25 protein-coding genes are annotated in these 25398 nt (G+C 40.8%); 3 read left to right on the forward strand and 22 right to left on the reverse strand.

Annotated elements, in window-relative coordinates; translation table 11 throughout:
• Positions 1 to 6 precede the first annotated feature (6 nt).
• From hisB to JZO85_RS14905, 13 genes are all read right to left on the reverse strand, one after another.
• Complete coding sequence (gene hisB / locus JZO85_RS14845) at positions 7 to 600, reverse strand: imidazoleglycerol-phosphate dehydratase HisB (protein ID WP_207109308.1); 594 nt, start codon at positions 598 to 600, stop codon at positions 7 to 9.
• On the reverse strand, positions 597 to 1655 hold the full coding sequence (gene hisC, locus JZO85_RS14850; RefSeq protein ID WP_207109309.1) for a histidinol-phosphate transaminase: 1059 nt from the start codon (positions 1653 to 1655) through the stop codon (positions 597 to 599). The genes hisB and hisC overlap by 4 nt, the downstream gene beginning before the upstream one ends.
• Positions 1652 to 2932, reverse strand: coding sequence for a histidinol dehydrogenase (gene hisD, locus JZO85_RS14855; RefSeq protein WP_207109310.1), 1281 nt, complete (start codon positions 2930 to 2932; stop codon positions 1652 to 1654). Before hisD ends, hisC begins: the two co-directional genes overlap by 4 nt.
• Positions 2929 to 4488, reverse strand: a complete 1560-nt coding sequence (gene hisG / locus JZO85_RS14860) for an ATP phosphoribosyltransferase (RefSeq protein ID WP_207109311.1) — start codon at positions 4486 to 4488, stop codon at positions 2929 to 2931. Before hisG ends, hisD begins: the two co-directional genes overlap by 4 nt.
• A gap of 320 nt (positions 4489 to 4808) precedes the next feature.
• The gene (recO, locus tag JZO85_RS14865; RefSeq protein ID WP_207109312.1) at positions 4809 to 5588 is read right to left on the reverse strand and encodes a DNA repair protein RecO; all 780 of its coding nucleotides are present in this window, start codon (positions 5586 to 5588) and stop codon (positions 4809 to 4811) included.
• Between the two features lie 135 nt (positions 5589 to 5723).
• Positions 5724 to 6623: a GTPase Era gene (gene era / locus JZO85_RS14870; protein WP_207109313.1), complete on the reverse strand. Its 900-nt coding sequence runs from the start codon at positions 6621 to 6623 to the stop codon at positions 5724 to 5726.
• A 35-nt stretch (positions 6624 to 6658) separates the two neighbouring features.
• Positions 6659 to 7054, reverse strand: a complete 396-nt coding sequence (locus JZO85_RS14875; RefSeq protein WP_207109314.1) for a diacylglycerol kinase family protein — start codon at positions 7052 to 7054, stop codon at positions 6659 to 6661.
• Entirely contained in the window at positions 7032 to 7505 is a 474-nt protein-coding gene (gene ybeY / locus JZO85_RS14880; RefSeq protein WP_207109315.1) for an rRNA maturation RNase YbeY, read from the reverse strand. The genes JZO85_RS14875 and ybeY overlap by 23 nt, the downstream gene beginning before the upstream one ends.
• Positions 7505 to 9709: an HD family phosphohydrolase gene (locus JZO85_RS14885; RefSeq protein WP_207109316.1), complete on the reverse strand. Its 2205-nt coding sequence runs from the start codon at positions 9707 to 9709 to the stop codon at positions 7505 to 7507. The genes ybeY and JZO85_RS14885 overlap by 1 nt, the downstream gene beginning before the upstream one ends.
• 15 nt (positions 9710 to 9724) lie before the next feature.
• The gene (locus tag JZO85_RS14890) at positions 9725 to 10645 is read right to left on the reverse strand and encodes a PhoH family protein (protein ID WP_207109446.1); all 921 of its coding nucleotides are present in this window, start codon (positions 10643 to 10645) and stop codon (positions 9725 to 9727) included.
• A 742-nt stretch (positions 10646 to 11387) separates the two neighbouring features.
• A complete protein-coding gene (locus JZO85_RS14895) occupies positions 11388 to 11834 on the reverse strand; it encodes a GatB/YqeY domain-containing protein (protein ID WP_207109317.1) in 447 nt (148 codons plus the stop codon).
• Positions 11835 to 11854: 20 nt separating this feature from the next.
• On the reverse strand, positions 11855 to 12031 hold the full coding sequence (rpsU, locus tag JZO85_RS14900; RefSeq protein WP_002356740.1) for a 30S ribosomal protein S21: 177 nt from the start codon (positions 12029 to 12031) through the stop codon (positions 11855 to 11857).
• 138 nt (positions 12032 to 12169) lie between these two features.
• Complete coding sequence (locus JZO85_RS14905; RefSeq protein ID WP_207109318.1) at positions 12170 to 12607, reverse strand: Fur family transcriptional regulator; 438 nt, start codon at positions 12605 to 12607, stop codon at positions 12170 to 12172.
• A gap of 84 nt (positions 12608 to 12691) precedes the next feature.
• On the opposite strand from JZO85_RS14905, the gene JZO85_RS14910 reads away from it, so the two are divergent.
• A complete protein-coding gene (locus JZO85_RS14910) occupies positions 12692 to 13546 on the forward strand; it encodes a pyruvate, water dikinase regulatory protein (protein WP_207109319.1) in 855 nt (284 codons plus the stop codon).
• Positions 13547 to 13548: 2 nt separating this feature from the next.
• Here the strand turns inward: JZO85_RS14910 and JZO85_RS14915 are convergent, their stop codons facing one another.
• The 9 genes from JZO85_RS14915 to JZO85_RS14955 all read right to left on the reverse strand — a co-directional run bounded on the left by JZO85_RS14915 (position 13549) and on the right by JZO85_RS14955 (position 23003).
• Positions 13549 to 14478: a homoserine O-succinyltransferase gene (locus JZO85_RS14915; RefSeq protein ID WP_207109320.1), complete on the reverse strand. Its 930-nt coding sequence runs from the start codon at positions 14476 to 14478 to the stop codon at positions 13549 to 13551.
• A gap of 3 nt (positions 14479 to 14481) precedes the next feature.
• A complete protein-coding gene (locus tag JZO85_RS14920) occupies positions 14482 to 15753 on the reverse strand; it encodes an O-acetylhomoserine aminocarboxypropyltransferase/cysteine synthase family protein (RefSeq protein ID WP_207109321.1) in 1272 nt (423 codons plus the stop codon).
• A 352-nt stretch (positions 15754 to 16105) separates the two neighbouring features.
• The gene (thrB, locus tag JZO85_RS14925) at positions 16106 to 16969 is read right to left on the reverse strand and encodes a homoserine kinase (RefSeq protein ID WP_207109322.1); all 864 of its coding nucleotides are present in this window, start codon (positions 16967 to 16969) and stop codon (positions 16106 to 16108) included.
• The gene (gene thrC, locus JZO85_RS14930; protein WP_207109323.1) at positions 16966 to 18024 is read right to left on the reverse strand and encodes a threonine synthase; all 1059 of its coding nucleotides are present in this window, start codon (positions 18022 to 18024) and stop codon (positions 16966 to 16968) included. The genes thrB and thrC overlap by 4 nt, the downstream gene beginning before the upstream one ends.
• Positions 18025 to 18026: 2 nt before the next feature.
• Positions 18027 to 19316: a homoserine dehydrogenase gene (locus JZO85_RS14935; protein WP_207109324.1), complete on the reverse strand. Its 1290-nt coding sequence runs from the start codon at positions 19314 to 19316 to the stop codon at positions 18027 to 18029.
• A 127-nt stretch (positions 19317 to 19443) separates the two neighbouring features.
• The gene (locus JZO85_RS14940) at positions 19444 to 19731 is read right to left on the reverse strand and encodes an ArsR/SmtB family transcription factor (RefSeq protein WP_088931815.1); all 288 of its coding nucleotides are present in this window, start codon (positions 19729 to 19731) and stop codon (positions 19444 to 19446) included.
• A gap of 18 nt (positions 19732 to 19749) precedes the next feature.
• Complete coding sequence (locus tag JZO85_RS14945) at positions 19750 to 21474, reverse strand: phospho-sugar mutase (protein ID WP_207109325.1); 1725 nt, start codon at positions 21472 to 21474, stop codon at positions 19750 to 19752.
• Positions 21475 to 21662: 188 nt separating this feature from the next.
• Positions 21663 to 22577, reverse strand: a complete 915-nt coding sequence (gene trxB, locus JZO85_RS14950; protein WP_207109326.1) for a thioredoxin-disulfide reductase — start codon at positions 22575 to 22577, stop codon at positions 21663 to 21665.
• 207 nt (positions 22578 to 22784) lie between these two features.
• The gene (locus tag JZO85_RS14955; protein ID WP_010740033.1) at positions 22785 to 23003 is read right to left on the reverse strand and encodes a YneF family protein; all 219 of its coding nucleotides are present in this window, start codon (positions 23001 to 23003) and stop codon (positions 22785 to 22787) included.
• Positions 23004 to 23305: 302 nt separating this feature from the next.
• On the opposite strand from JZO85_RS14955, the gene proB reads away from it, so the two are divergent.
• Both proB and JZO85_RS14965 read left to right on the forward strand, forming a co-directional pair.
• The gene (proB, locus tag JZO85_RS14960; RefSeq protein WP_207109327.1) at positions 23306 to 24115 is read left to right on the forward strand and encodes a glutamate 5-kinase; all 810 of its coding nucleotides are present in this window, start codon (positions 23306 to 23308) and stop codon (positions 24113 to 24115) included.
• Entirely contained in the window at positions 24108 to 25358 is a 1251-nt protein-coding gene (locus JZO85_RS14965; protein ID WP_207109328.1) for a glutamate-5-semialdehyde dehydrogenase, read from the forward strand. The genes proB and JZO85_RS14965 overlap by 8 nt, the downstream gene beginning before the upstream one ends.
• Positions 25359 to 25398 lie beyond the last annotated feature (40 nt).

Consider the following 25398-nt stretch of genomic DNA (forward strand, 5'->3'; position numbering starts at 1 on the left):
ACGAGCTTAGTTGATTGTACCTTTAGTTGATGGAATCTCATTCGGTGCCGACTGATTGATTGCCACCGCTTCACCTAATGCACGCCCAAAGCCTTTGAAACAAGCCTCCACGATATGATGACTGTTTTTACCGGCGATTTGGTGCAGATGGATTGTTGCACCTAATTCTCGAGCAAAAGCAATGAAAAATTCTTCAACTAATTCCGTATCGAACTGTGACCCGATTTTTTCAGTAGGAATGTCCAACTCAACGACTGCCATCCCTCGTCCGCTGATGTCGATTGCAGTCATAACCAACGCTTCGTCCATCGGCAACAAAAAACTGCCATAACGCTTGATTCCCCGGCGGTCCCCTAAGCACTCAGAAAAAGCGCGGCCAATCGCAATAGCGATATCTTCTGTTGTATGATGCGCATCTACCTCGATATCGCCATCACAAACTAAATCGATATCAAAGCGCCCATGACGAACAAAAAGCTCCAGCATATGATCCAAAAATCCCACACCTGTATTGATCTTTTGCTGCCCAGTACCATCCACTGCCAATGTCAGTTGAATCTTTGTTTCTGATGTATTGCGCGTTACTTCCGCTTTTCTCATGCTTCCACCTCTTCTAATATCATTTTTAGAGCCTCCACCAATCGTTCCATTTGTTCCTGCGTACCTACAGTGATTCGTAAATGCTCCTTGGTTCGCGGTTGATTAAACCAGCGGGCTAAAATTTTCTTTTCTCTTAATGCAGTGAATAGTTCTTCACCGGATAGCTTCGGATGCTTTGCAAACAAGAAATTTCCTTGGCTGTCTGTTTGCTCAAAGCCTAGTTTAGCTAGTTCTCTCTTACTCCATTCACGTACTTGGATCGTTTCTTGAACTTTCTGATCCACATAGTCTTGCTCCTGCAAAACAGCACTGCCCGCTGCTTGGGTCATACTGTTAATATTGTAAGGATTCAAGCTGAAGCGCAGTCGATTCATATCCGCGATCAAGTCAGCATTCCCCACTCCAAAGCCTAAACGTGCGCCAGCTAACTGACGAGATTTAGAGAATGTTCCTACTACGAATAGATTTTTATATTGGTCGATTACGGAAACCATTGATTCCCCACTGAAATCAATATATGCCTCATCCACAACCACTAACCGATCTGGATGACGCTCTAAAAAGTCACAAATTTTTTCCTGTGTTAAATAAATCCCGGTCGGTGCATTGGGATTAGCAAATATCACTGTGCCATCCAAATCATCGTATTTACTTAATTCAAGTGAAAAATCATCCTCCAATGGAACGACGGTCGCATCCACTTGATATAACCCGCTATAAACTTGATAAAACCCATAGGTCACATCAGGAAAAGCAATCCCTTTTTCCGTGAAACCTTGAAAAATGTAAGAGAGGACTTCATCACTGCCATTTCCAAGAAAAAGCTGGTTCTGTTGAATACCTAAATATTCGGCTAATGGTTTAGCAACAGCCTCCACCGCGATATCTGAATAGCGATTCAGCTTTTTCGAGGCTTCTGCGACTGCCTCTTGAACGCCCTGAGCCGGTGGATAAGGACTTTCATTGGTATTCAGTTTGATAAACGCTTCCTCATTCACCTGTTCGCCGGGTGTGTAAGGAGTCAGTTCTTGAAACTTTTCATTTAAAAAGGTCATTCTTTTTCCTCCCTTCGCACTTTCATTGAGCGGGCATGGCCCATCAAGTCTTCTGTTTCTGCAAACAGTTCTACCGCTTCTCCCACCGCATTCATCGCTTCTTCGGTGTAATAAAGGTAGCTGCTCTTTTTAACGAAATCATCCACGGATAATGGCGAATAGAACCGAGCCGTGCCCTCTGTCGGCAACGTGTGATTCGGTCCGGCAAAATAATCGCCTAAAACCTCTGGCGTGTGGTGCCCCAAAAAAACACTACCAGCATTTTCAACTTTTCCTAATAATGCGAAAGGCTCAGAGACAGATAATTCTAGATGCTCAGGTGCGATTTCATTAGCAATCGAAATCGCTTCTCCTAAATTCTGAACCAAAATGATTTTACCGTTATTTTCAATTGCTGCTGCTGCGATTTCTTTTCTCGGCAACGCAGCTAACTGTTGCTCTACTTCTTTTTGAACCTTTTCAATCAAAGCGTCTTCCGTTGTTACAAGGATCGCCTGTGCCAGCTTATCATGTTCTGCCTGTGCTAACAGATCCGCTGCGATCCAACGCGGATTTGCACTGTGATCTGCTACAATCAGAACATCGCTTGGCCCTGCGATCATATCAATATCCACTACGCCGTAGACCATCTTTTTAGCGGTTGCCACATAAATATTTCCCGGACCGACGATTTTATCGACTTTCGGAATCGTTTCTGTACCGTAAGCAAGTGCAGCTACTCCGTGAGCACCGCCAACCTTATAAATTTCATCCACTCCAGCGATTGAAGCTGTTGCTAAAATCGCCGCTGGAACTTTTCCTTCACTATCAGTTGGTGTGACCATAACGATTTTTTTTACTCCAGCGATTTTTGCCGGCAATACATCCATCAGCACGGTACTAGGATACGCTGCTGTACCGCCGGGAACATAAACGCCGACACGCGCTAAGGGTAGAATTCGCTGCCCCATGACCACGCCGTTTTCCTCAGTCGAAACAAATCCCTGACGTACTTGTTTTTGATGAAAGGCTAAAATATTGGCCTTCGACTGTTCAATCACCTTTATCAACTCTGGTGAAGTAGCCTTTAAAGCGTCAGCAATCTCTTCTTTGGTGACTGTCAACGAATCGAGCGTGACATCATCAATCTCTTTGACTAATTGATAAAGTGCCTGATCCCCGTCTGCTTTCACACGATCAATGATAGTTGTAACGGCCGTGGAAACATCCGCAGTTTCAGAATACTTTCGAGCTAAAATATCCGCTAAGTCATCTTTTTGCGTTGAATAGACTCTCATAGTTGCTTCCTCACCTTCTCAATCACCTTTTGGATTCGTTCTTGTTTAAAGCGCCATGTTGCATTGTTGATAATCAAACGAGCAGAAGATGGCGCGATTTCTTGAATGACCTTCAAATCATTTTCTTTCAATGTCGTTCCTGTTTCGACGATATCGACGATCACATCCGATAAGCCCAACAAAGGTGCCAATTCGATCGAACCATGTAAATGGATTAATTCTACTGAACGTCCTAACCCCTCATAAAACTCACGAGTAATCTGAGGATATTTTGTCGATACTCGCAATGGACGAGAGAAATCCTCTTCAAAATCATTGTGTGCTGCGACTGCCAAACGACATTCTCCCATATGCAGATCAAGAAATTCGATGACTTCGGCTTTGCTTTCCAATAGAATATCTTTTCCAACTACGCCGATATCCGCAGCTCCGTGCTCAACATAAATCGCGACATCGCTCGGTTTTACTAGGAAAAAGCGCAGCTTATTGTCTTCATCACAAAAGATCAATTTACGATTCTCCTCGAATACTCCTTCAGCCGCCACACCCGCTTTGGTGAATAATTCGTAAACCGCGTCACCCATCCGACCTTTCGGCAGCGCAATGTTCAGATATTCAGAAGCTTGGGCATCATCAGGCCGCTTTTGTCCTACATGATTCAGCTTCATCCCAAAACCGATCGCCCCTTGCTCCTTTCCTTGACGGTGCATCAAGCGATCATAGCGTCCGCCAAACAGGATTGTTTCCCGCGCTTCTTTGATAAAGCCTTGAAACAATAGTCCACTATAGTAATCCGCATCATTAATGATAGAAAAGTCTAATCGCAGTCGAATCTTGTCCGACATTCCTTCCTTTTGCAGTTCATTATACAGCTGCTTCAACTCTTCTAAACCAGCTTGCGCTTTAGGATAGTCAGCCAACAAGACCTTTGCTCTTTGATATTTTGTCTCAAAATCACCGGACATCCGAACCAATTTCGCTAAGTTTTCCGACTCTTCCTGTGATAATCCCGCTTTTGCAGTAAGCTCGTCCATTCCGTGAGAGCTTTTGTCCCGCAAACAGTCCAGCACCAGTTGTCGATCCTCTTCCGGGAATCGATCACAAATACCATTCAAAATTCCCATGTGAGAAAGATCCAGCGTGCCTTCGCCAACCTGAGCCAGGCTTTCCCAAGCCAGCTTCAAGACTTCCAGCTGATCTTCCCACTTAATTTCATCAATAATCTCTAGTCCAATTTGATAAATCTTTTGATATTCTCCTGCCTGACGATCGTGACGATAGACATCCTCCACATAATAGACCTTGCGAGCCTCACCAGCCGGTGTGTTTTTCGCAATCGATAGGGTCACATCCGGTTTCAACGCCATTGTTCGGCCATCGTTTCCAGTAAAGGTTATGATTGAAGAATTACGCAAAAAATTATAGTTTTGCTGATAAGTGCCATATTCTTCAAAATTATTTAAATGATAAGGATGGAAATGATGCTGAGTGTACAACCTTCTTAGCTTCAATTCGATTTGTTCTTCCGGTCTCAATACTTCCCATAATTCTTCCAAACTTATCACTCCTCAATTTTTTAATAGCGAAATATTAGTGTTTTCTAACCATATTAATCACTTTATCATAAATTAGCAATGAAAATCTGTGAAACCACCATTTTTTTGCAAAAATTGATTCATAGGTATTTCTTTGAACTTGATTTTTTGCATCTTTGACGCGCTCTCTTCATTTTTACGTTGATAGATCAAAAAAAACAGCCGTATAAGTCCATACGCCTGTTTTAACTCCGTCGTTTGAATGGATATAAGGAGGAGCAGTCCACACTGTACTTTTAATAATGACAAAAAAATCTGCAGCACCCATTAGGTTCTGCAGATTACTTTTCATCTTTCGGTTTTAGAACATCCTGCCACTCACTCATCTGATCAATGAATTTTTTACTTTTTAAATGCAATCCAATGTACTCATCGTACAACTGATCAAGTGTTCGTCGGATCGTTTTCTTGGTTTCAGACTTTAAGTTGATCGTATTGATATTTTCATAAGTAATGCTGTTGAACATCCGAATAAAGTAGATTGCCCGAGGATCAGCGTGATAGCGATGCTGATCCAAATGCCAATGTTCTTCGCAAAGAATCCCATTGTACTTTGAAGAAAAATCAAAGGCGCCCGTTTTCTTGCCACATACTCCACAAGCCTGCCAATTCAGCGAGACACCAAACCGCTGCATAATCTGTACTTCAAAAATATTCATGATCGTCTCACCATCGGCTCCATCATTCATCCGCTGCAATGCCTCACGTGTAAATCCATATAATGACGGATCGTATATATGGTCTTCAATCGCCGCATCGGTCAATCCTAGAATATAAGAACCGTAAGCATTCAAAAAGATATCTTCCTGCAGCCTGCGCATAGGATGAATCTCCTTCGCACTGTTCAGAAATGATAAGCCATCTGCTTTCAAATTTCCGATAAACACTGCTTCTGTGAACGGTTGTACAGCTGTTTGCAATGGATTATTGGCACGATGGATGCCTTTGGCGAAAAACATCACCTTCCCAGCTGATTCAGTAAATATCTTGATCAGCTTGTCCTTTTCTTTATAATCGCGACTGAATAGAATAATGCCCTTTGTTTCGCCTATCTGTGCCATAGATTCACCTCCTTTTGCGACTAATACATCGCTGATCCTTTGATAACCAGCGGGCAAATCATTTCATTTGAATCTCGTTCATTCTTTCAAACAATGAGGAAAAGCTCCACGAAAGAATCGTGAAGCCCCGCTTCATTAATAATCGTCTTTCCGATAGCCGTAATCTTGTAAATACGTTTGTTTATCACGCCAGTCCTTTTGTACCTTTACCCAAAGCTCTAAATAGACTTTGTCGGCCAAAAGAGTCTCAATATCTTTACGGGCCTGAATTCCGATATTTTTCAACATCTTGCCGCCTTTTCCGATAATGATTCCTTTTTGACTGGTGCGCTCGACAATGATAGTTGCCTGGATATGAACCTTGTCGTTCTCATCACGCTTCATTGATTCGGTCACAACAGCTACAGAATGCGGCACCTCGTCACGTGTTAAACTCAGAACTTTTTCACGAATCAATTCAGATACGATAAAGTATTCTGGATGGTCTGTGATTTGATCCTCGGGGAAATATTGTGGGCCCTCATCCATTTGCTCAACTAAAACTTCTAATAAATGCTCAACATTATTCCCTTCAGTTGCTGAGATTGGAATAATTTCCTTGAAATCCATAATCGTACGGTAGTCATCGATAATTGCCAACAACTCGTCTGGATGAATCGTGTCAATCTTATTGATTACTAAGTAGACTGGAACCTCTTGCTTGCTCAAACGTTCTAAAATAAAGTCATCGCCGCGTCCACGTTTTTGATCCGCGCTGACCATAAAAAGAATCGCATCAACTTCTCTTAATGCACTATAGGCCATCTCCACCATGTAATCACCTAAACGATGCTTTGGTTTGTGGATCCCCGGTGTATCAATAAAAACGATTTGGGCTTCTGGAGTCGTATAAACTCCTTGAATTTTATTTCTGGTCGTTTGGGCTTTATCACTCATGATGGCGATTTTTTGTCCTACGATACGATTTAGCAGCGTTGATTTTCCGACATTTGGCCGGCCAACAATCGCTACAAAACCTGATTTATGTTCTGACATGAAAAAGTTCCTTTCTGAACCTTACGTACTCATTTTTAAAGAAAAAGTTCAATAATTTTTGGTAAGAAGATGATCACACCTACGATAATGGCAAATACTGAAGTGACTAAAACTGCTCCAGCAGCCATATCTTTGATTTTTTTTCCGATCGGATGAAAATGACAGTCGGTGACCATATCCACTACATTTTCAAATACGGTATTGATGATTTCCACGATCCAGACTAGAAAAACTGCTAGAAAAATCCATAGCCATTCTAGTACAGATACACCCAATAAAAATGCCACTAAAATAGCCATCAGTCCAAAGACTACGTGCGCACGCATATTGCGCTCCTCTTGAAAGACCGTCCGGATCCCTTGAATAGCAAACTCTAAAGACGTAATAAAATGCTTATTTTTTTCTGTTTTATCTTTTAAGTCCATAGGCATCTAATATCTCTTTCTGTAGACCAAACATCTCTTTCTCATCATCAGGAGTCATGTGGTCGTACCCATTGATATGTAAAAAACCATGTACGGCTAAAAACCCTAATTCACGATCAAAGCTATGCCCATATTCTTCTGCTTGCTCGCGAGCACGTTCAGTAGAAATCATGATGTCCCCAAGATTCCGCGGCATCGGATCCTCTTCATCCATGATGATCGGAACTTCATTTTCACCTTCTTCTTCCAATGCAAAACTGATTACATCGGTCGGCGCATCTTTGCCGCGATAATCACGGTTAATGACCTGAATCGCTGCATTATCCATAAAGGTAACGGACATCTCCGTATCTTTTGGCAGTTCTAAATAATCTGCTGCAAATTGCAGGACGCCATCGATTTCTTGAATCTTCTCTTCAGAGACTTGCTCTGTTTCGTCAATAAAAGTAATATCCATTACTCTTCCCCTTTTTTCTCTTGCTCTTCTTTCATCTTTTCCGCTTCTGATTGCATTCGAGGATATTTGATCCGTGAATGGAAGGTCGAGCTTAATCCGCTGATCAGTGATTTTTCGACGATTCGAATTTCTTTTAGCGTCAAACCAGAATCGTCTAATTGTCCATCATTGATTCGTTCTTCGATCAACGTATGAACAAATTCAGTAATCTTATCAATTGAAGGATGATCCATTGCCCTAACCGCTGCTTCACAGCTGTCTGCAATGTTGACAACGCCAGCTTCGCGTGTCTGCGGCTTAGGTCCAGGATAACGAAAATCAGCCTCTGTTGTTTCAGGATTTCGATCCTTTGCCTTATGGTAGAAAAATTGCATCAACGTCGTCCCATGGTGCTGATAACAAATATCGATCACCATCTGAGGCATCTTATATTCCTTTAGAATCTTCGCCCCTTCGATAACATGTCCAAAGATGATTTGCTTACTATCCTCCGGTAATAAAAAGTTATGCGGGTTCTCAGCTCCTGTCGGCAGATTTTCTACGAAGAAGTTCGCATGACGAATTTTACCAATATCATGATAATAGCAAGCCACTCGAGTTAGAAGTGAACGACCGCCGATTTCGGCTACCGCATTGGCACTCAAATTGGCCACCATCATTGAATGATGATATGTCCCTGGCGCTTTTTCTAATAACTCCTTTAGTAGCGGATGATTGGGATTACTTAATTCATTTAAAGTAATCACACCGCTGTCTGTTACTAAAATCTCAATATACGGTTGAAGTCCCATTCCCATAATAAAGGAAAGCATGCTCGCTGCAAAAGCGCTCAGCAATAGCCCCCATGTTTGTGAGTCTGTAAAAGACATTCCTTGGTAGATGCTTAAAATGAATGACCAAGCAATCGGAAATGCTACGATCCACAGCATTGCTTGTTTCACCTGATCAGACAACCGCTTCTGCTTAACCATAACAGCCAAAGTTCCAGAAAAAAGATACGTCATCAAAATAACTGGCAGCATATTTGTTCCAATTGCTTTGTAATAAATGAACAAAGCAAAAACGGTTTGGAAAACAGCTGACAATGCTCCTGCCCGTCGATTAACGAAAACAGTCAAAATCAACGGCATGAAAGCAGCTGGAAAGAACAGAGCCAGATTGTTAGAGGTTGCTCCTTGAAAAGATTGCAGTATTTTCATGATGAAAACACCGATCGTCATCGTCGCACTATAAAATAAAATGAATCGTACACGCTGAAACTCAACTTCAAACTGACGACTATAGAACCACAGTAAGACGCCCTGCAAAATCGCAGCCAAAATCATCGCGATCAAAGGAAAGATCGAGGTACTTGAGCTGGTTAACCCTAATAGTTTTAACTTATTGATCGCATTCGCGTCAATTTGACTGCCTTCACGAACAATCACTTCACCTTGAAAGATCATTACCGGCTGAACAGAGTCACTGGCCTGTTCTTTCAGTTCATCCGTCCGCTTTTGGTTTAACGAATCATTGATGACGATCCCCTTCTCCAGCAGATAGCGCATTGCCTGGGTCGATTCATCCGACAAACCTAAGTTCTGAATTTTATCAACGGCTTGCTGCTTATACTCCGCTAAATCATTTTGACGAATACGCTTCGCCATTTGTTCATCCAGCAGCTTCAAACTTTCTGTTCCGACCTTCGTCAATTCTGTCGCGTTTAATTGAACAACGGCTTGATAAAAATCCTCTGGCAGCTGTTGGTAAAATGTCACTGCGTCTTGATCCAAGCCTTCAAAATTCTTTTTAACTGCCGCGACACGTTCATCAACTGTCGGCTGAGGAATCTTCTCTCCATCTTTGGCTTGTGATACCTTCGTTTGATAACTCTTATCTAAATCACTGTTCGCCTTTTGGATCAATGTGATTAATTGACTAATTCGATCATGCTGCGTCTGCGCCAAATCAGCTTGAAAAGTATATTCAGGCGTAACTGCTTCTGCAGCGAGCTGCCGCTTCTGATTTGTTTCAGCCTTATTTTCAATCGTTTTATTAGCACGAATACTTTCTGTTGCAACTTGACCTTCTTTATAATCCACACTTTTTTGAATGACACTGGAAAGCATCGTCAAAACCAAAACAATCGAAAAGACACCTAGAATGATCGGTATAAATTTTGAACCTAACTTTTTCAGCAAGTTATTGATGGGTCGATTTAACATCCAATTCCCTCCTGACTACTTTTCTTGATGTCGTAGGTTCTCATGCTCATATGCCTCTATGATCTCTGCCACAACAGGATGCCTTACTACATCTCCAGCTTCAAAATTCACGAAACGAATCTTCTTGATTCCTTGTAGCGTTCTTTCCGCATGGATCAGTCCGCTGACTTGTCCTCTTGGAAGGTCCACCTGAGAAGTATCCCCGTTAACGATCATCTTGGAGTTGAAGCCAAGTCGTGTCAAAAACATCTTCATTTGTGAAATCGTGGTATTCTGAGCTTCATCTAATATGACAAAGGCATCATCCAGCGTTCGGCCGCGCATATATGCAAGGGGAGCAATTTCAATTACTCCTCGCTCTAATAAACGATTGGTATGCTCCACACCAAAAATCTGATGCAAGGCATCATACATTGGACGCAGATAAGGATCAACCTTTTCTTTTAAGTCTCCTGGCAAGAAACCTAAGCTCTCACCGGCTTCTACAGCTGGACGCGTCAAAATAATACGTTGTACCTCACCCTTTTTCAACGCAGCTATTGCCATCACGATCGCTAAATAGGTCTTCCCTGTCCCAGCCGGTCCAACGCCAAACACTACATCTGACTTCCGAATTGCTGCAATGTAACGACTTTGACCAATATTTTTGGGACGAATCGGTTTTCCATTGCGATCCTTTAATAATTCCTCTTCATACATCATAACAAACTCATCTAAGTGATTTTCACGTCCTAATCGCAATGCAGTCATCACGTCAGGCGTAGCCACTTTGATTCCACGATCAATTAAAATCTGCAGTGTTCGAATAATGTCTCCTACTAACTTTGCTTCTTCTTTCGGACCAATAATCTGGATCGTTTCACCACGAGTATTGATCGTTGTCTCTGTATTGTCTTCTAAAAATTTTACATGTTTATCATGGGTACCTAAAAGCATACTGATGTCATCTTTTCCATCAAGCTTTATTTCTAACGACTCAAAATCGTTGCTATTCAACAAGCGCTCATCCCTTCATAAATCATTCCTTCTTATAATACCACACTCTAAATAAAAGAAAAATTGTCTAAACTTTCCTTAAAAAGAATGCGAATCGTTGCTTACTTATGCTCCATATCTGATCCTTCAATTAATAATTATATGTATATTTTTTGCTTCTGAAAAAAATGTTCATATCTTTAGAAACAAAAGTTTGTTTTATTCTCGGTGCGAAAAACTACTAATATAGAAGAAAGCGAAAATCAAAAACCAATTCGGATATCATCCAACTAAACAAGCTTGTTCAGTCTTTAGAACGTTTCAAACTATATTTATCTCGTACTTGCTATTCTATGAAAAGATGGAATGATTAGAAAGGCTTCTTGAACTCACTCAGCTTTTGACACCAAATAGGTATTGTTCCACCTCAGCTCCAAAGTACGATCGCTGTGTCTCGCAGCAATAAGACTAAAATTTTGATGAGTTGACAAGAAACGCAGTGACCTTTAGGAGCTGACGTTGATTGTTACCTACTTGGCGTTTCTCAGAATTAACAACATTTTCGCTTATGGTCGATAAAGCTCGTTCGTGAAGCCGGACATCGTTAAAGCTGTGGATTCAATGTTTTTACTTATGGATTTTTTATAGTTTCTTTAAGGTTCAAAAAAAGCCGAGAGAAAACTCTCTCGGCTTTCGTTATTGCTTAATTGTTTAGAAGCTCTTTAACGATCGCATTGACTTGATTGCCATCGGCTTTGCCTTTGACCTTCGGCATCACTGCGCCCATTACTTTACCAAATTCTTTTGGTGAAGTCGCTCCTGTTGTTGTCATTGCTTCTTGAACAATTGCACGAATCTCCTCTTCAGAAAGCTGAGCCGGCAAATATTTTTCAACAACCACGATTTCCTTTTTGACTTTATCAGCCAAATCGGTGCGATCAGCTTTTTCAAACTCGGCTAGAGAATCACGACGCTGTTTCATCTCACGAGATAACACAGTCAATTCTTCCTCGTCATTTAAATCCTGACCTTTTTTAATTTGCTCATTTTGAATCGAAGCTTTAAGCATCCGAATCACTTGCAAAGTCTCTTTATCTTTTGCTCGCATCGCTTGCTTCATGTCTTCATTCAAGGTAGTAAGTAGTGACATCAAATCACTCCGTTGACAGACTAGAATTTCTTACGTTTTCTAGCTGCTTCTGATTTTTTCTTACGTTTCACACTTGGCTTTTCATAAAATTCACGTTTGCGAGATTCTTGTAGAGTCCCTGCTTTTGAAACGGAACGTTTGAAGCGACGAAGAGCATCGTCAAGAGATTCATTTTTACGAACCACTGTTTTTGACATATAAATTCCCTCCCTCCGGGCTTGAAATGTAACCGTTTTTGTTATTGAAATGTACTTCCAAACAACAAGACCGTCCATAAGTTATTATATCCAATGGTCTATTTTGAGTCAAGGTACTGAAGAATTTTAATTCTTAATTTATTCATGAAGTTTTTGACATTTCTCGCATCGACCGTACAATTCAAAGCGATGTCCTTCGATTTCACAACCATCTAATTGTTCTTTAAAAAAGGTCATCGGGCACATATGGATTTCCTTCGTCATTCCACATACAGTACAAATAAAATGATGATGGTGTTCAAAATTTTCACTGCAGCTAAAGCGGAATTTCATTTCTCCTTGCAGTTCAGTATCTTCAATCAATCCAATTTCACAGAATTCTCTTAAATTACGATACACTGTATCATAGCTCAGTCCGGGAAATTGGTCATTTAAATACTCATAAACTTCACGAGCAGCGACATAGCGATTGCACTTGATCAAATAATCTAATAACGTTTCACGTTTTTTTGTATACTTAAAGCCATTTTCTTTTACTTTCGCCAAGGCTTTTTCTAATAAGGTCGTCTGTGTCATGTTCTCCCTCGTTTCAAAGTGTAATGATTCCGAATAAACAGTATGGTATAATAAATTATTACTGATTGCAAGGGAGTTTTTCTTATGGATAGCGAAAAACAGAATGAGTTAGTCACTATTTTCATCATCTCCGATTCTGCTGGAGAAACCGCCTCTAAGTTGGCACAAGCCTCGATGGCACAATACCCTACTGTGGAATTTTGTCTCTTCCGTCGTACATTTGTACATACAGAAGAATTATTGATGAAGGCTTTGAATGATGCCAAGGCCGAAAACGGAATGATCATCTATACACTGATCGATCCAACATTATCTAAAATTGCTAAAGATTTTTGTGATAACGAAGACTTGTTTACAATGGATTTGTTAAACCCTGTCGTTAGTGAAATTGGTCGACGCGCGCACCTTGAACCGACAGGCGAAAGAGGCGCATTACATCATCTGAACGAAAATTATTTCAAACGAATCAAAGCAATGGAATTCGCAGTGAAATACGACGACGGAAAGGATCCTCGCGGCTTTTTAGAAGCCGATGTCGTGTTACTTGGGGTATCTCGTACGTCAAAAACACCTCTAAGTTTATATTTGGCCAATAAAAACTTAAAAGTTGCCAACTTGCCCTTGATTCCGCAAGCGCACATTCCGAAGCAATTATTCGAGATTGATCCGAAAAAAATTGTTGGCTTGACCAACGATCCAGAAGTATTGATCGGCATCCGCAAAGAACGTATGCGGGCTTATGGTTTGAATCCTGAAACGGCTTATTCAGACCGTGAGAAAATTCAAGCAGAACTGAAATTTGCCAACGAACTTTATCATAAATTGGGTTGTGAGATCATCAATGTTGCAACATTATCCATTGAAGAGACTGCAGCTATGATTATGAGTGCTCTGGATCTGGAAGACCACAGTTATTACTTTATGGAAGAAGAAAGCTAAGATCAATATGATCTCAGCTTTCTTTTCTTTTGTAATTCACGAATTTTTTCTAACCGATAGGGAGTAATTTGGTAAACATCGTTCAACCAATTATGATAAAACAAATGAGCTTGTGCACGCCAATAATTATGGATTTTTCCATCCTCGTAATAATTCTCTGGTTTAGCTGTAGTGATCCCACGATCATGATCACGCAGATATTCTTTTTCTAATGTATTGGTCGCATACTCGAAATGCCCCAACAAAAAGACATCGTGTTCATCTTCCGAAATTAAAATAGCCGACCTCTCTTCCTCATCTTTTGCGATCACTTTAATTTTTTTCTGACGGACCTGCTCTTCGTTAATTCCAGTATATCGTGATTGAGGCATCCAAAAGCGATCATCAAATCCTCTGAACAAACGAAAATGATGCTCGATTTCTTGCTTATATATCCCAAATAATTTTTCTTTGAATGGAACTTTATCAATACCAAAATGATGGTACAAGCCCGCCTGTGCCCCCCAGCAGATATGCACAACTGAAGTTACTGATAGCTGACTCCAATCCATAATTTCCACTAATTCTGCCCAATAATCGACTTCTTCAAAAGCCAACTGCTCCACTGGCGCACCAGTGATAATCAATCCGTCATAACAAGTGTCTTTAACTTGTGAAAATTCTAAATAGAATTTATCTAAGTGTGTTTTGCTCGTGTTCTTGTGTTCATGACTGGCAACCTTCAAAAAATCCACATCGATCTGCAATGGACTTTGACTGATCAAACGCAATAAATGAATCTCTGTATCGATCTTGTTCGGCATTAAATTTAGGATCAATAGCTTTAACGGTCGAATATCCTGCTGTTCCGCCCGCGAATTATCAATCGCAAAAATATCCTCAGATTCCAACACCGATTTCGCTGGAAAATCGGGCTCTAAGCGAATCGGCATAAGTTACCCCTCCAATTCATCAAAGGCCTGCTGCAGATCAGCAAGAATATCATTCACATTTTCTATCCCACAGGATAAACGAACAAGGCCCGGGGAGATTCCCGCTTGTTGCAATTCTTCATCTGTTAGTTGACGATGGGTAGAAGTTGCAGGATGCAATGCACATGTGCGAATATCCGCTACGTGGACCTCCAATGAAACAAGTTTTAGAGCATCCAGCCATTTCGCCGCAGTCTCTTTTCCATCAGCAAATTCAACAGAAATTACTCCGCACAAGCCATTCGGTACATATTTTTGTGCCAACTCATAATTTTCGTCCTTTTCCAAACCAGGATAATAGACATTCTCAATCGCTTTTTGATCCGTTAGAAATTTTGCTACAGTCATCGCATTTTGATAGTGACGGTCCATCCGAACAGGCAATGTTTCCATTCCCAAGTTAAGCAAGAACGAATTTTGTGGCGAAGGCGTTGCACCTAAATCACGCATCAATTGAACACGGGCTTTGGTAATATAAGCAGCTTGGCCGAATTTCTCAGTATAAACGATGCCATGATACGTTTCATCTGGCTCGGAAAGCTGTGGGAACTTCCCATTGTTCCAGTCGAATGTTCCGCCGTCTACGATCACACCTCCTGTTTGAACGGCATGTCCATCCAAATACTTTGTAGTGCTGTGAATAACAATGTCTGCTCCAAATTCAATTGGACGACAGAAGTATGGTGTTGCAAAGGTGTTGTCGATGATGAATGGAATGTCTAATTCTTTAGCTATAGTCGCAAATTTCTCCTGATCCAAAACTTTTACCGCAGGATTTGCAATTGTTTCACCAAAAATTGCTTTAGTATTTGGTTTTGCCGCTTTCACTATATCTTCTTTTGAAGCATCTTGATCGATAAATGTCACTTCGATCCCCATTTTTCTAAAGGTATGAGCAAACAGATTATACGTTCCGCCATAAATATAGCTGGATGAAATCAAATGGTCTCCCGCTTCTAAAATATTAAGCACAGCATAGAACGTTGCCGCTTGACCTGAAGATGTGCATAGCGCTCCAACGCCCCCCTCTAATGCCGCAATTTTTTCTTCTACAGCGCCAGTTGTTGGATTTGCCAAACGAGTATAAAAGTAACCTGCCGCTTCCAAATCGAATAATTTTCCAATCTCATCGGTAGAGTCATACGCGTAGGTCGTACTCTGAACGATTGGCAACACTCGAGGCCCTCCATTTTCCGGTTGATAACCAGCATGTAAACATTTTGTTTCAAATTCCATCTTTCTTCCTCCTAGTTCGAATTAGTATAGTCAACAAATACAGCTTAAAATAAACATGATTTTTGTTACGCCGATGTTTGAGCAGTATCATATTTTGTCAATCTTGAAACTAGCTGCAGAACTGACAAAAAAACTCCCGTCTTTTCATATTTGAAAGGACGGGAGTTCCGTGGTACCACCTTAGTTCATCAGTCTCTCACAAGACTGATCTTTTGTCGTATTGCTACGAACTGCTGTAACGGGCATTCCCGTATTGCTCCAAGACCATCTTCCAATGAATCGCTGCTGCTCCTTCTCAGTTACCGAAGCTCTCTGTCAAGTCCGATTCGTTGTACTCTTCTTTTCTACGCAATTAAAATATTTGTACGCCTTCTTTTTCCACTGAAAGCATATCAATCATCGCTTCATGATCAAATGATTTTAAGGATGATACTAGTTTTTCTGTATTCTCAGGCGGTGTTAGAACCAAAACAGTAGGCCCTGCACCACTTAAAAAACTACCATAACCGCCATCGGCTTTGCAGAACTCACGAATTTTTTTCAAGTGAGGTACAAGATGCTGACGGTGACTCTCATGCAAGATATCTCGTTCCATCATTTTCCCAGCTAATGGTAAATTACCATTTAGAACGGCCGCGATCATCACATTTCCAATTGAGCTAGCCTTAACCGCATCACGATACGACATTTCTTTCGGTAAAACAGCACGACTTTCTGATGTCAATAGCTCATGATTTGGAATGAAGGCAATCACGTCACAATCAGGAAACGTGTGCTTTACAAAGTTCACTTCGTCGTTGTTATAGCTTGCTACTACAAAATCACCACAAATCGCTGGTGCAACATTATCAGGGTGTCCTTCAATTTTTGTTGCATAATTCACTTTTTGCTGAGGTGTCATTCCTAGATTTCCCAAACGATTAGCTAACTCAATTCCTGCAACAACAACCGAAGAACTGCTTCCCAGCCCACGTGCAATAGGAATATCTGAGGTCATCGTAATTCTGTGCGGTGTTAAATCAGGAGCTAAGTCTAGGGCTGTTTGGATTAACAGATTTTTTTCATCTGAAGGAATGTCGCTGCCTAATTTGTGCTTAATCTGCCAACTTGCTGTTTCAGGTCCAATATCAATAGTTAGATACTGTGATAATGCAATCCCGCAAGAATCAAAACCGGGACCTAAATTGGCGCTGGTTGCTGGGACACGGATTTTCATAGAGATGCCACTCCTTCACGTAAGTGTCGGCGCATATCCTCCAAATCACTCATCTTATTGATTTTAATATCTGTTTCATTGATAGCTGTATCAGGATCTTTTAATCCATTCCCAGTGAAGACCGTAACCACCGTTTCGCCAGGTTTGATCCGACCATTTTCTACATGTTGAATCACTCCTGCTAGAGAAGCCGCTGAACCAGGTTCAACAAAGACACCCTCTTGTGCAGCAACTTTGCGATAGGCATTTAAAATTTCTGCATCTGTTACTGAATCAATAAAACCATTCGATTCATCGCGTGCCGCTTCGGCCAATGTCCAACTTGCAGGATTACCGATCCGAATTGCCGTTGCCACTGTTTCTGGAGCTTCGATGACTTCTCCTTTTACGATTGCTGCTGCCCCTTCTGCTTCGAAGCCGTGCATTCGTGGTAAATCAGTTCCTTTTTTCTCATGCCATTCTTTGAAGCCTTTCCAGTAAGCGGAAATATTCCCTGCATTTCCAACAGGTATCGCCAATACATCCGGTGCTTTTTCTAATTGTTCGCAAATCTCAAAAGCAGCTGTTTTTTGTCCTTCCAAACGATAAGGATTTACTGAGTTCACTAGAGCCACTGCTTCCGTCTCAGCAATGTCCCGTACAGCTTTTAATGCTTCGTCAAAGTTCCCAGGAATTGAAATGATATCCGCACCATAGGCGATTGCTTGAGCTAGCTTGCCCATCGCAATTTTTCCATCGGGAATAACAACGTATGCCTTGATCCCCGCTCGTGTTGCATAAGCTGCAGCTGCAGCGCTTGTATTACCAGTTGAAGCACAGATAATTGCCTTAGCACCGTCTTCTACTGCTTTTGCAACAGCCATCACCATACCGCGATCCTTGAAGGAACCGGTTGGATTCAAGCCTTCATATTTACCATAAAGTGTAATCCCTAATTCCTTAGATAGATTTTTCAAAGGAATCAACGGTGTGTTTCCTTCCGCCAAAGCGATCTGAGGCGTCTTGTCTGTAATTGGCAGATACTCTTTATATTGTTTTAATAAACCTTCGTACATGCTTATTCCCCCATAACTTTCATCAATGACAATAATTTGTAACTAGTTTTTTCTTTAATTTCTTGTTGGATTGCCGCCATCTTTGTTTCTGATGTCTCGTGTGTAATCAATACGACACGCGCAGTTTCACCATCGCCTTTTTCCTGCACGACTTGTTCAAAGCCAACCTCTGTCTCAGTCATAATTTCAGCAAGTTTCAAAAATTGACCAGACTGATCTGGCATTTCCAGAGACAAGAAGTACTTACTAATATTTTCGCTCGGCGATGTAATCTTTGTTGGTTGTGTGTAACCAGTAAAACGATGGCCGACTGTATTCTTTTTCATTTTGTTAACAATTGTCATCATATCTGCCACAATACTTGTTGCAGTTGGTCGTGCTCCTGCACCTGGTCCGTAATACATTGATTCACCAATACCTGAACTTTTAACAAAAACAGCATTCATTTCATTGTGGATCGAAGCAAGCGGATGTTCATGAGGAACTAAGACTGGTCCAACTTCTACCGAGATCGTATCATTCTTTTTAATTGTTGAACCAATTAGTTTTACTGTATAGCCAAGCTGATCAGCAATCGAAACATCTTTTGCTGCCAAACCGCGAATTCCTTTTATTTTTACTTGATCCATCGTAATAGACATGCCAAAAGCAAACTTACTTAAAATGACCATCTTATACGCAGCATCAATACCATCTACATCATTCGTTGGATCGCTTTCTGCAAAACCAAGCTCTTGAGCCTCTTTCAATGTTTCGTCATAAGTGCGATGCTCCTGAACCATTTTAGTCAGCATGTAATTTGTTGTACCGTTGACGATTCCCAAGACCTCAGTGATATCGTCTGCAGCTAAGCTATTGGCGATGGTCCGTAATATCGGAATACCGCCGGCAACACTAGCCTCATAATACAGATTGCGCTGCTGCTCACGCGCCAAATCCACTAATTCGCTGCCATGCTGCGCCAGTAGATCCTTATTCGCAGTTACTACATTTTTCCCTGCCATCAACGCCTCTTTAATAAAGGTTTTCGCCGGTTCAATGCGGCCCATTACTTCTACGACAATTGCGATCTCAGGATCCTTTAAGATAGCATCCAACTCTGTGACTAATTCCAAATCATATTTTTCAGCTAAAGCACGTTTATCTTCCTGTGGTCGAATCAAGGCTTTTGTTACAACCAAGGGACCGCCAATGCTTTTCTCAATTTTTTCTTGATGATCTGCCAAAATTTCTAAAACACCGGTACCTACTACACCTAAACCTAATAGACCCACCTTGACTGCTTTTTCCATAATCCGCCTCCACTAAATTACATTCGTATTAAAAGTAATTTCATCGTATTCTAATAGTTAGCTATCAGTATAACAAAATTTCTGCAAAAAAAAAGAGCTTTTCCAAAAATTTTGGAAAAGCTCCCTTTTATTGATGTAGGACATGGCGAAAGGTTTGCTCCAAAACATCCAAGACATGTTGATCGTCCAGGCTGTAAAGCATTGCCTTCCCGTCTCGACGCGCTTTAACTAAGCGATTATCACGTAATAATTTTAATTGATGAGAAACAGCTGATTGCTCCATCGCCAACGTTTCGCTGATTGATGAAACATTCCGTTCTCCCTCTTTTAGAAACATCAAAATTTTTAAACGTGTCGGATCACTCAAAATTTTAAAAAATTGACTGACCGCTTGAAATTCTTCGTGTTCCTTCATTTATAGCCCTCATTTACTCTACTCAGTGATTTTACGGATTGCTTCTTCATACATCGCAATTTTTTCTGCGGCAGCATCATGAGAATCACCTTTTACACCAATATAGAATTTAATTTTTGGTTCTGTACCAGATGGTCGGACGGCTAACCAAGTCTCATCTGCTAACGTGTATTTCAATACATCTGAAGCTGGCATATCAATCGCTGTCTCATTTCCTTCAGCGTCAACCACTTTTGACGTTTTGAAGTCTTCAGTCAAGGTAACTGCTACATCAGCGAATGATTTTGGTGCTTCATTACGTAAATTCCCCATGATCGTTTTGATTTGTTCTGCGCCTTCAGCACCGCTTAAAGTAACTGAAATCGTCTTTTCAGCATAGTAGCCGTATTCTTCAAAGATTTCCTGCAATCCATCATACAATGTTTTGCCTTGCTTCTTATAATAAGCAGCCACTTCCGCCAGCAGTACCAATGCTTGAATCGCATCTTTATCCCGAACGAATGATTTAATCAAGTAGCCATAGCTTTCTTCAAAACCGAACATGAAGGTTTGTGAGTTGTCATCCTCATATTGTTGGATTTTCTCAGCAATAAATTTGAAGCCAGTTAGTACATCTACCATTTTCACATTATAAGAGTTCGCAATTGTTGTTGCTAGTTCACTTGATACGATCGATTTAAGAACCACCGCATTGTCTGGCAAGGTACCGGCTTGTTTATGGGCTTCTAAAATGTAGCGGATCATGATCGCACCGATTTGGTTCCCTGTTAGTACTTGGTAGCGACCATCTGGCAAACGAACGGCTGCGCCAAGACGATCGGCATCAGGATCCGTTGCAATTAACAAATCTGCATCTTGTTGTTCACCCAATTTGATTGCGTATTCAAAAGCAGAGTGCTCTTCTGGATTCGGTGATTTCACAGTTGAAAAATCTGGATCGGCAATCGCCTGCTCAGGAACTAAAATGAACTTTTCGAAGCCCGCTTGTTTTAGAGCTTTTTCACCTATCATTTTACCGGTACCATGTAAAGGTGTGTATACTAGTTTGAGCTCTTCACTCATTTCATTAATCAGTTCTTGATTGATTGTTACTGTTTTGATTTCTTTCAAATATTCTGAATCGACCTCATCACCAATGATATTGATCAAGTCGCTATGTTTTGCCTCTTCATCAGAGAGCACTTCAACTTCCAAAGGATTCTCCACATCACGAACAAATTTCGTTAATGCGTCTGCATCCTCCGGCGGCATTTGTCCACCATCTTCTCCATAGACTTTGTACCCATTATACTCCGCTGGATTGTGGGATGCTGTGATCATAATTCCAGTAAAAGCATTCTCAAAACGAACAGCAAAGGATAATTCTGGGGTTGGGCGCAAACTTTCAAACACAAATGAAGGAATATCATGTTTTGCCAAAGTCTTGGCCGCCTCCATTGCAAATTCTGGTGACATGTGGCGTGAATCATATGCGATCGCTACTCCACGACGCTTGGTCTCAGGACCCTGTGTGTCCATAAAACGAGCCAAACCTTCTGTTGCTTGACGAATAGTGAAAATATTCATTCGGTTGACACCAGGACCTAAAACGCCGCGCATACCTGCGGTTCCAAATTCTAATTGTTTATAAAACGCATCTTTTTTCAACTCCGGGTCTTTACCTAGATCTTGTAATTCATTGCGCATTTTTTCATCTAATTTATCTGAATCAATCCATTGTTCATAAACTTGTTCCCAAGACATGAAACACACCTCTTTCAAAATTTTCTTACCATTTAAGTATACCATTACTGTTATATTCAGCAAAGAAAACTTGTATCTTAATCCTACTTAAAAAAATTTTTGAGATTCTTTTTCAATTGAACGAACACCCTTTGTTTGAATTGCAAAATAGGAAAAAGGAAGACACGATTCTGCCTTCCTTTCCAAAACTAATTTTGCGCTTCAATATATTTATACACTTGCTGACCTGCAATTCCACCTTCACCGACAGCTGTTGTGATTTGACGCAGATCCTTTTCACGTGCATCACCAATAGCAAATACACCAGGAATTTTAGTTTTCATTTCATGATCGGTTTCAATCCAACCGACAGCATTAGTAATACCACTATTTTTAAATGGTTCAGTTAATGGTTCTAGGCCAACATAAATGAATGCTCCGTCTGCTGGCTCCAAATGACTATCACCAGTTTTAACATTGCGGATTTGTGCGCCTGTTACTGCCATGTCGTTGCCGACGATTTCGTCCACAACGCTATCCCAGATGAATGAAATTTTTTCATTTGCGAACGCACGATCTTGAATAATTTTTTGTGCTCGTAATTCGTCACGACGATGAACGATGACAACTTCAGAAGCAAAACGAGTTAAATAGATTGCTTCTTCAACCGCTGAGTCACCACCGCCAACAACGATCAAACGTTTGTTTCGGAAAAACGCACCATCACAAACAGCGCAATAAGATACTCCTCGTCCGGCAAATGATTCTTCTCCCGGCACACCTAGTTTACGATGGACACAGCCTGTCGCTATGATGATAGTTTTAGCTTTATAGCTTTCCTCTTCAGTAATAACCTCTTTATAATCACCATGATCTTGAATATCCTGAACGATTCCATAGGCATTTTCAGTACCAAATTTTGTAACACCATCATACATTTTCATTGCAAGTTCTGGTCCCATAATTGATTCAAAACCTGGATAATTCTCGACTTCGGCAGTATTGTTCATTTGTCCGCCGGGTGCACCACGTTCAATCAAAAGAACTTTTAAATTTGAGCGTGAAGCGTATAAAGCTGCGGTCATCCCTGCAGGACCCGCGCCAATAATAATTACATCATACATTTAGTCATTCCCCCATTCGGCTTAACTTTACATCCAAGAAGTTATTCTGTCGACAAATCTGCTTACTAAATGTAACCTTTCTTATTCTAACTTGTATTTTTGAATACGTTCGATTACTAATTTTAAAGTACATCTGCAAATAACTCTTGCTGAAATTCTTATCAAAAAAGAAGGGCAACCATCCTGCGACGATTGTCCTTTCAAAAATTATTGTTGGTTTTTCATTTGCTGCATCATTTGACGAACTTTTTTTTCTGAAGGCTTTTGCCCCATCGACATCATCATTTGACGTAACATATCCTCGTTGATTGGAGGATTCTTTTTGAAATAGTCTTGCATATATTTACGAGCTAAGAAGAAACCGCCAACAGCACCTAATAGTGCAGCGATTACTGCGATCAATACTACGATTCCAGTGGATACCATTTTCACCGCTCCTTTCCTGACACATTCTTATACATTTTACTAAAAGATACTTCAAAAGAAAAGCAGTTTTAAGAAACTTCAAATCTGGTTACGAAATTTTATGCCATTCTTATTAATTTTTCGAGGAGTATCCAATACTTTAGTTTTATTGAAAGGATGAAGAAAGCTGAGCTGTCGCGAATATGAGTAATTATCAAAAAAATTTTCAACTAATTTTAAATAATTGATGAAATATTGATTAGAATATGCTAAAATGCAAAACAATATCTTCCTCGCTGGTGGCTAAGTGAAGAGGTGTATACATGAGAAATTTTTTGAGATCCGTCAATCGGATCGTGGTGAAGATCGGGACGAGCTCTTTGATCCATCCAAACGGTAAGATCAATTTTTCTGGAATTGATCAATTAGCATTTGTATTGACTGACCTTCGTAATCAAGGCAAAGAAATAATATTAGTCTCTTCTGGCGCGATTGGCGTTGGAATGGACAAGCTTCATATTCCAGAGCGGCCACAGAAAATTCCGGAGCAGCAAGCAGTTGCCGCTGTCGGTCAATCTGAGCTGATGCATATCTACAATCAGCGTTTTTTGGGATATAATCAGCAAACTGCTCAAGTCTTATTAACACGAGATGTAGTAGATTTCCCAGAAAGTCGAAAAAATGTTATCAACACGTTAGAACAGCTTATCTCAATGGGAATCCTTCCTATCATAAATGAAAATGACACTGTGGCTGTTGATGAAATGGATCATACGAGAAAGTTCGGTGACAATGATGAGTTGTCAGCCATCGTTGCACAATTGATGGCTGCTGATTTATTAATCATGTTAAGTGATATTGATGGTTTTTATTCCGATAATCCATCTAAAAATAAACAGGCAATCCTTTACTCAACCATTTCAACCATCAATCAAAATCTAATGGATCAAGCAGGCGGTGAAGGCAGTCGGTTTGGTACTGGCGGAATGGTCAGCAAACTAAAGGCTGCTCAAAGAGTGTTAGATGCTAAAAGTGCTATGGTCTTAGCAAATGGAAAACCACCCAGAATAATTTTTGATATCTTAGCAGGTGCAGAAGTCGGAACATTATTCAAGGAGGGTAGCCATGAATAACTTAATGAACGTTTTAGGAAAACAAAGTAAGGAAGCTGCTCGACAACTGAGTCAGCTAGAAACAGCTCAAAAAAATGAATGTCTGCTGCAAATGGCTGCGGATCTAGAAAACAATACCCAATCGATTTTAACGGCAAATCAGCAGGATTTGAAACAAGCTAGAAAAAACGGGGTTACAGATCCATTGATTGATCGGTTACGTTTAACCGATATACGAATTCAAGAAATGGCCGACGGGATTCGGCAAGTAGCTGCTTTGCCTGATCCAATCGGTGTAGTTGAAAAAATGTGGCGCACAGAGGACCAGTTAATGATTGGTCAGCAACGAGTTCCTTTGGGAGTGGTTGGCATTATTTTTGAATCACGCCCGAATGTAACCACCGATGCTGCCAGTCTATGCTTTAAATCAGGAAATGCAGTAATCTTACGCGGCGGAAAAGAAGCCTTCTATTCTAATCAGATGCTAGTGGAGCTGATGCAGCAAACTTTGCGAAACAATCAGCTAAACACTGCGATGATCCAATTCGTCAATGATACTTCCCGCGATACAGCAAACGAAATGATGCGCTTAAATGACTATTTGGATGTTTTGATTCCTCGCGGAGGAGCAGGATTGATTCAACAAGTCAAAATGAATGCGACTGTGCCAGTAATCGAAACAGGTACTGGCAACAATCACGTTTACGTTGATCAGGCTGCTCAATTAGACATGGCTAACGACATCGTTATCAATGCAAAAGCTCAACGTCCGTCGGTATGTAATGCCATCGAAACTTTGCTGGTCCATGAAGACATTGCCCCTGAGTTTCTTCCATTGCTCGAAGAGTCCTTGGCTTCTTATCCTGTCGCTCTGCGGGCTGATTCCAAAGCCTTAACCTATTTAAAAAAAGCAGGCCTAGCGGTCGAAGAGGACTGGAAAACTGAATTTTTAGATTATATTTTAGCAATTAAAGTGGTTGCTTCTTTAGATGAAGCGATTGAGCACATCAATCACTATAGTTCAAAGCATTCTGAATCAATTGTGACTGATAGTTATCAAAATGGTCAAAGATTTTTAAAAGAAGTTGATGCGGCAGCCGTATATATTAATGCCTCTACTCGCTTTACCGATGGGGTTAAATTCGGCTTTGGTGCTGAAATTGGCATCTCTACACAAAAATTGCACGCTCGTGGACCAATGGGATTAGAACATTTGACGTCTAGTAAATACATCATTTACGGTGACGGTCAAATTCGAGAGTAAGACAAAAGCACATGCTCATTTTAATAGGCATGTGCTTTTT

Source organism: Candidatus Enterococcus murrayae, assembly GCF_017315985.1.
In the GTDB taxonomy this organism is placed as follows: domain Bacteria; phylum Bacillota; class Bacilli; order Lactobacillales; family Enterococcaceae; genus Enterococcus_A; species Enterococcus_A murrayae.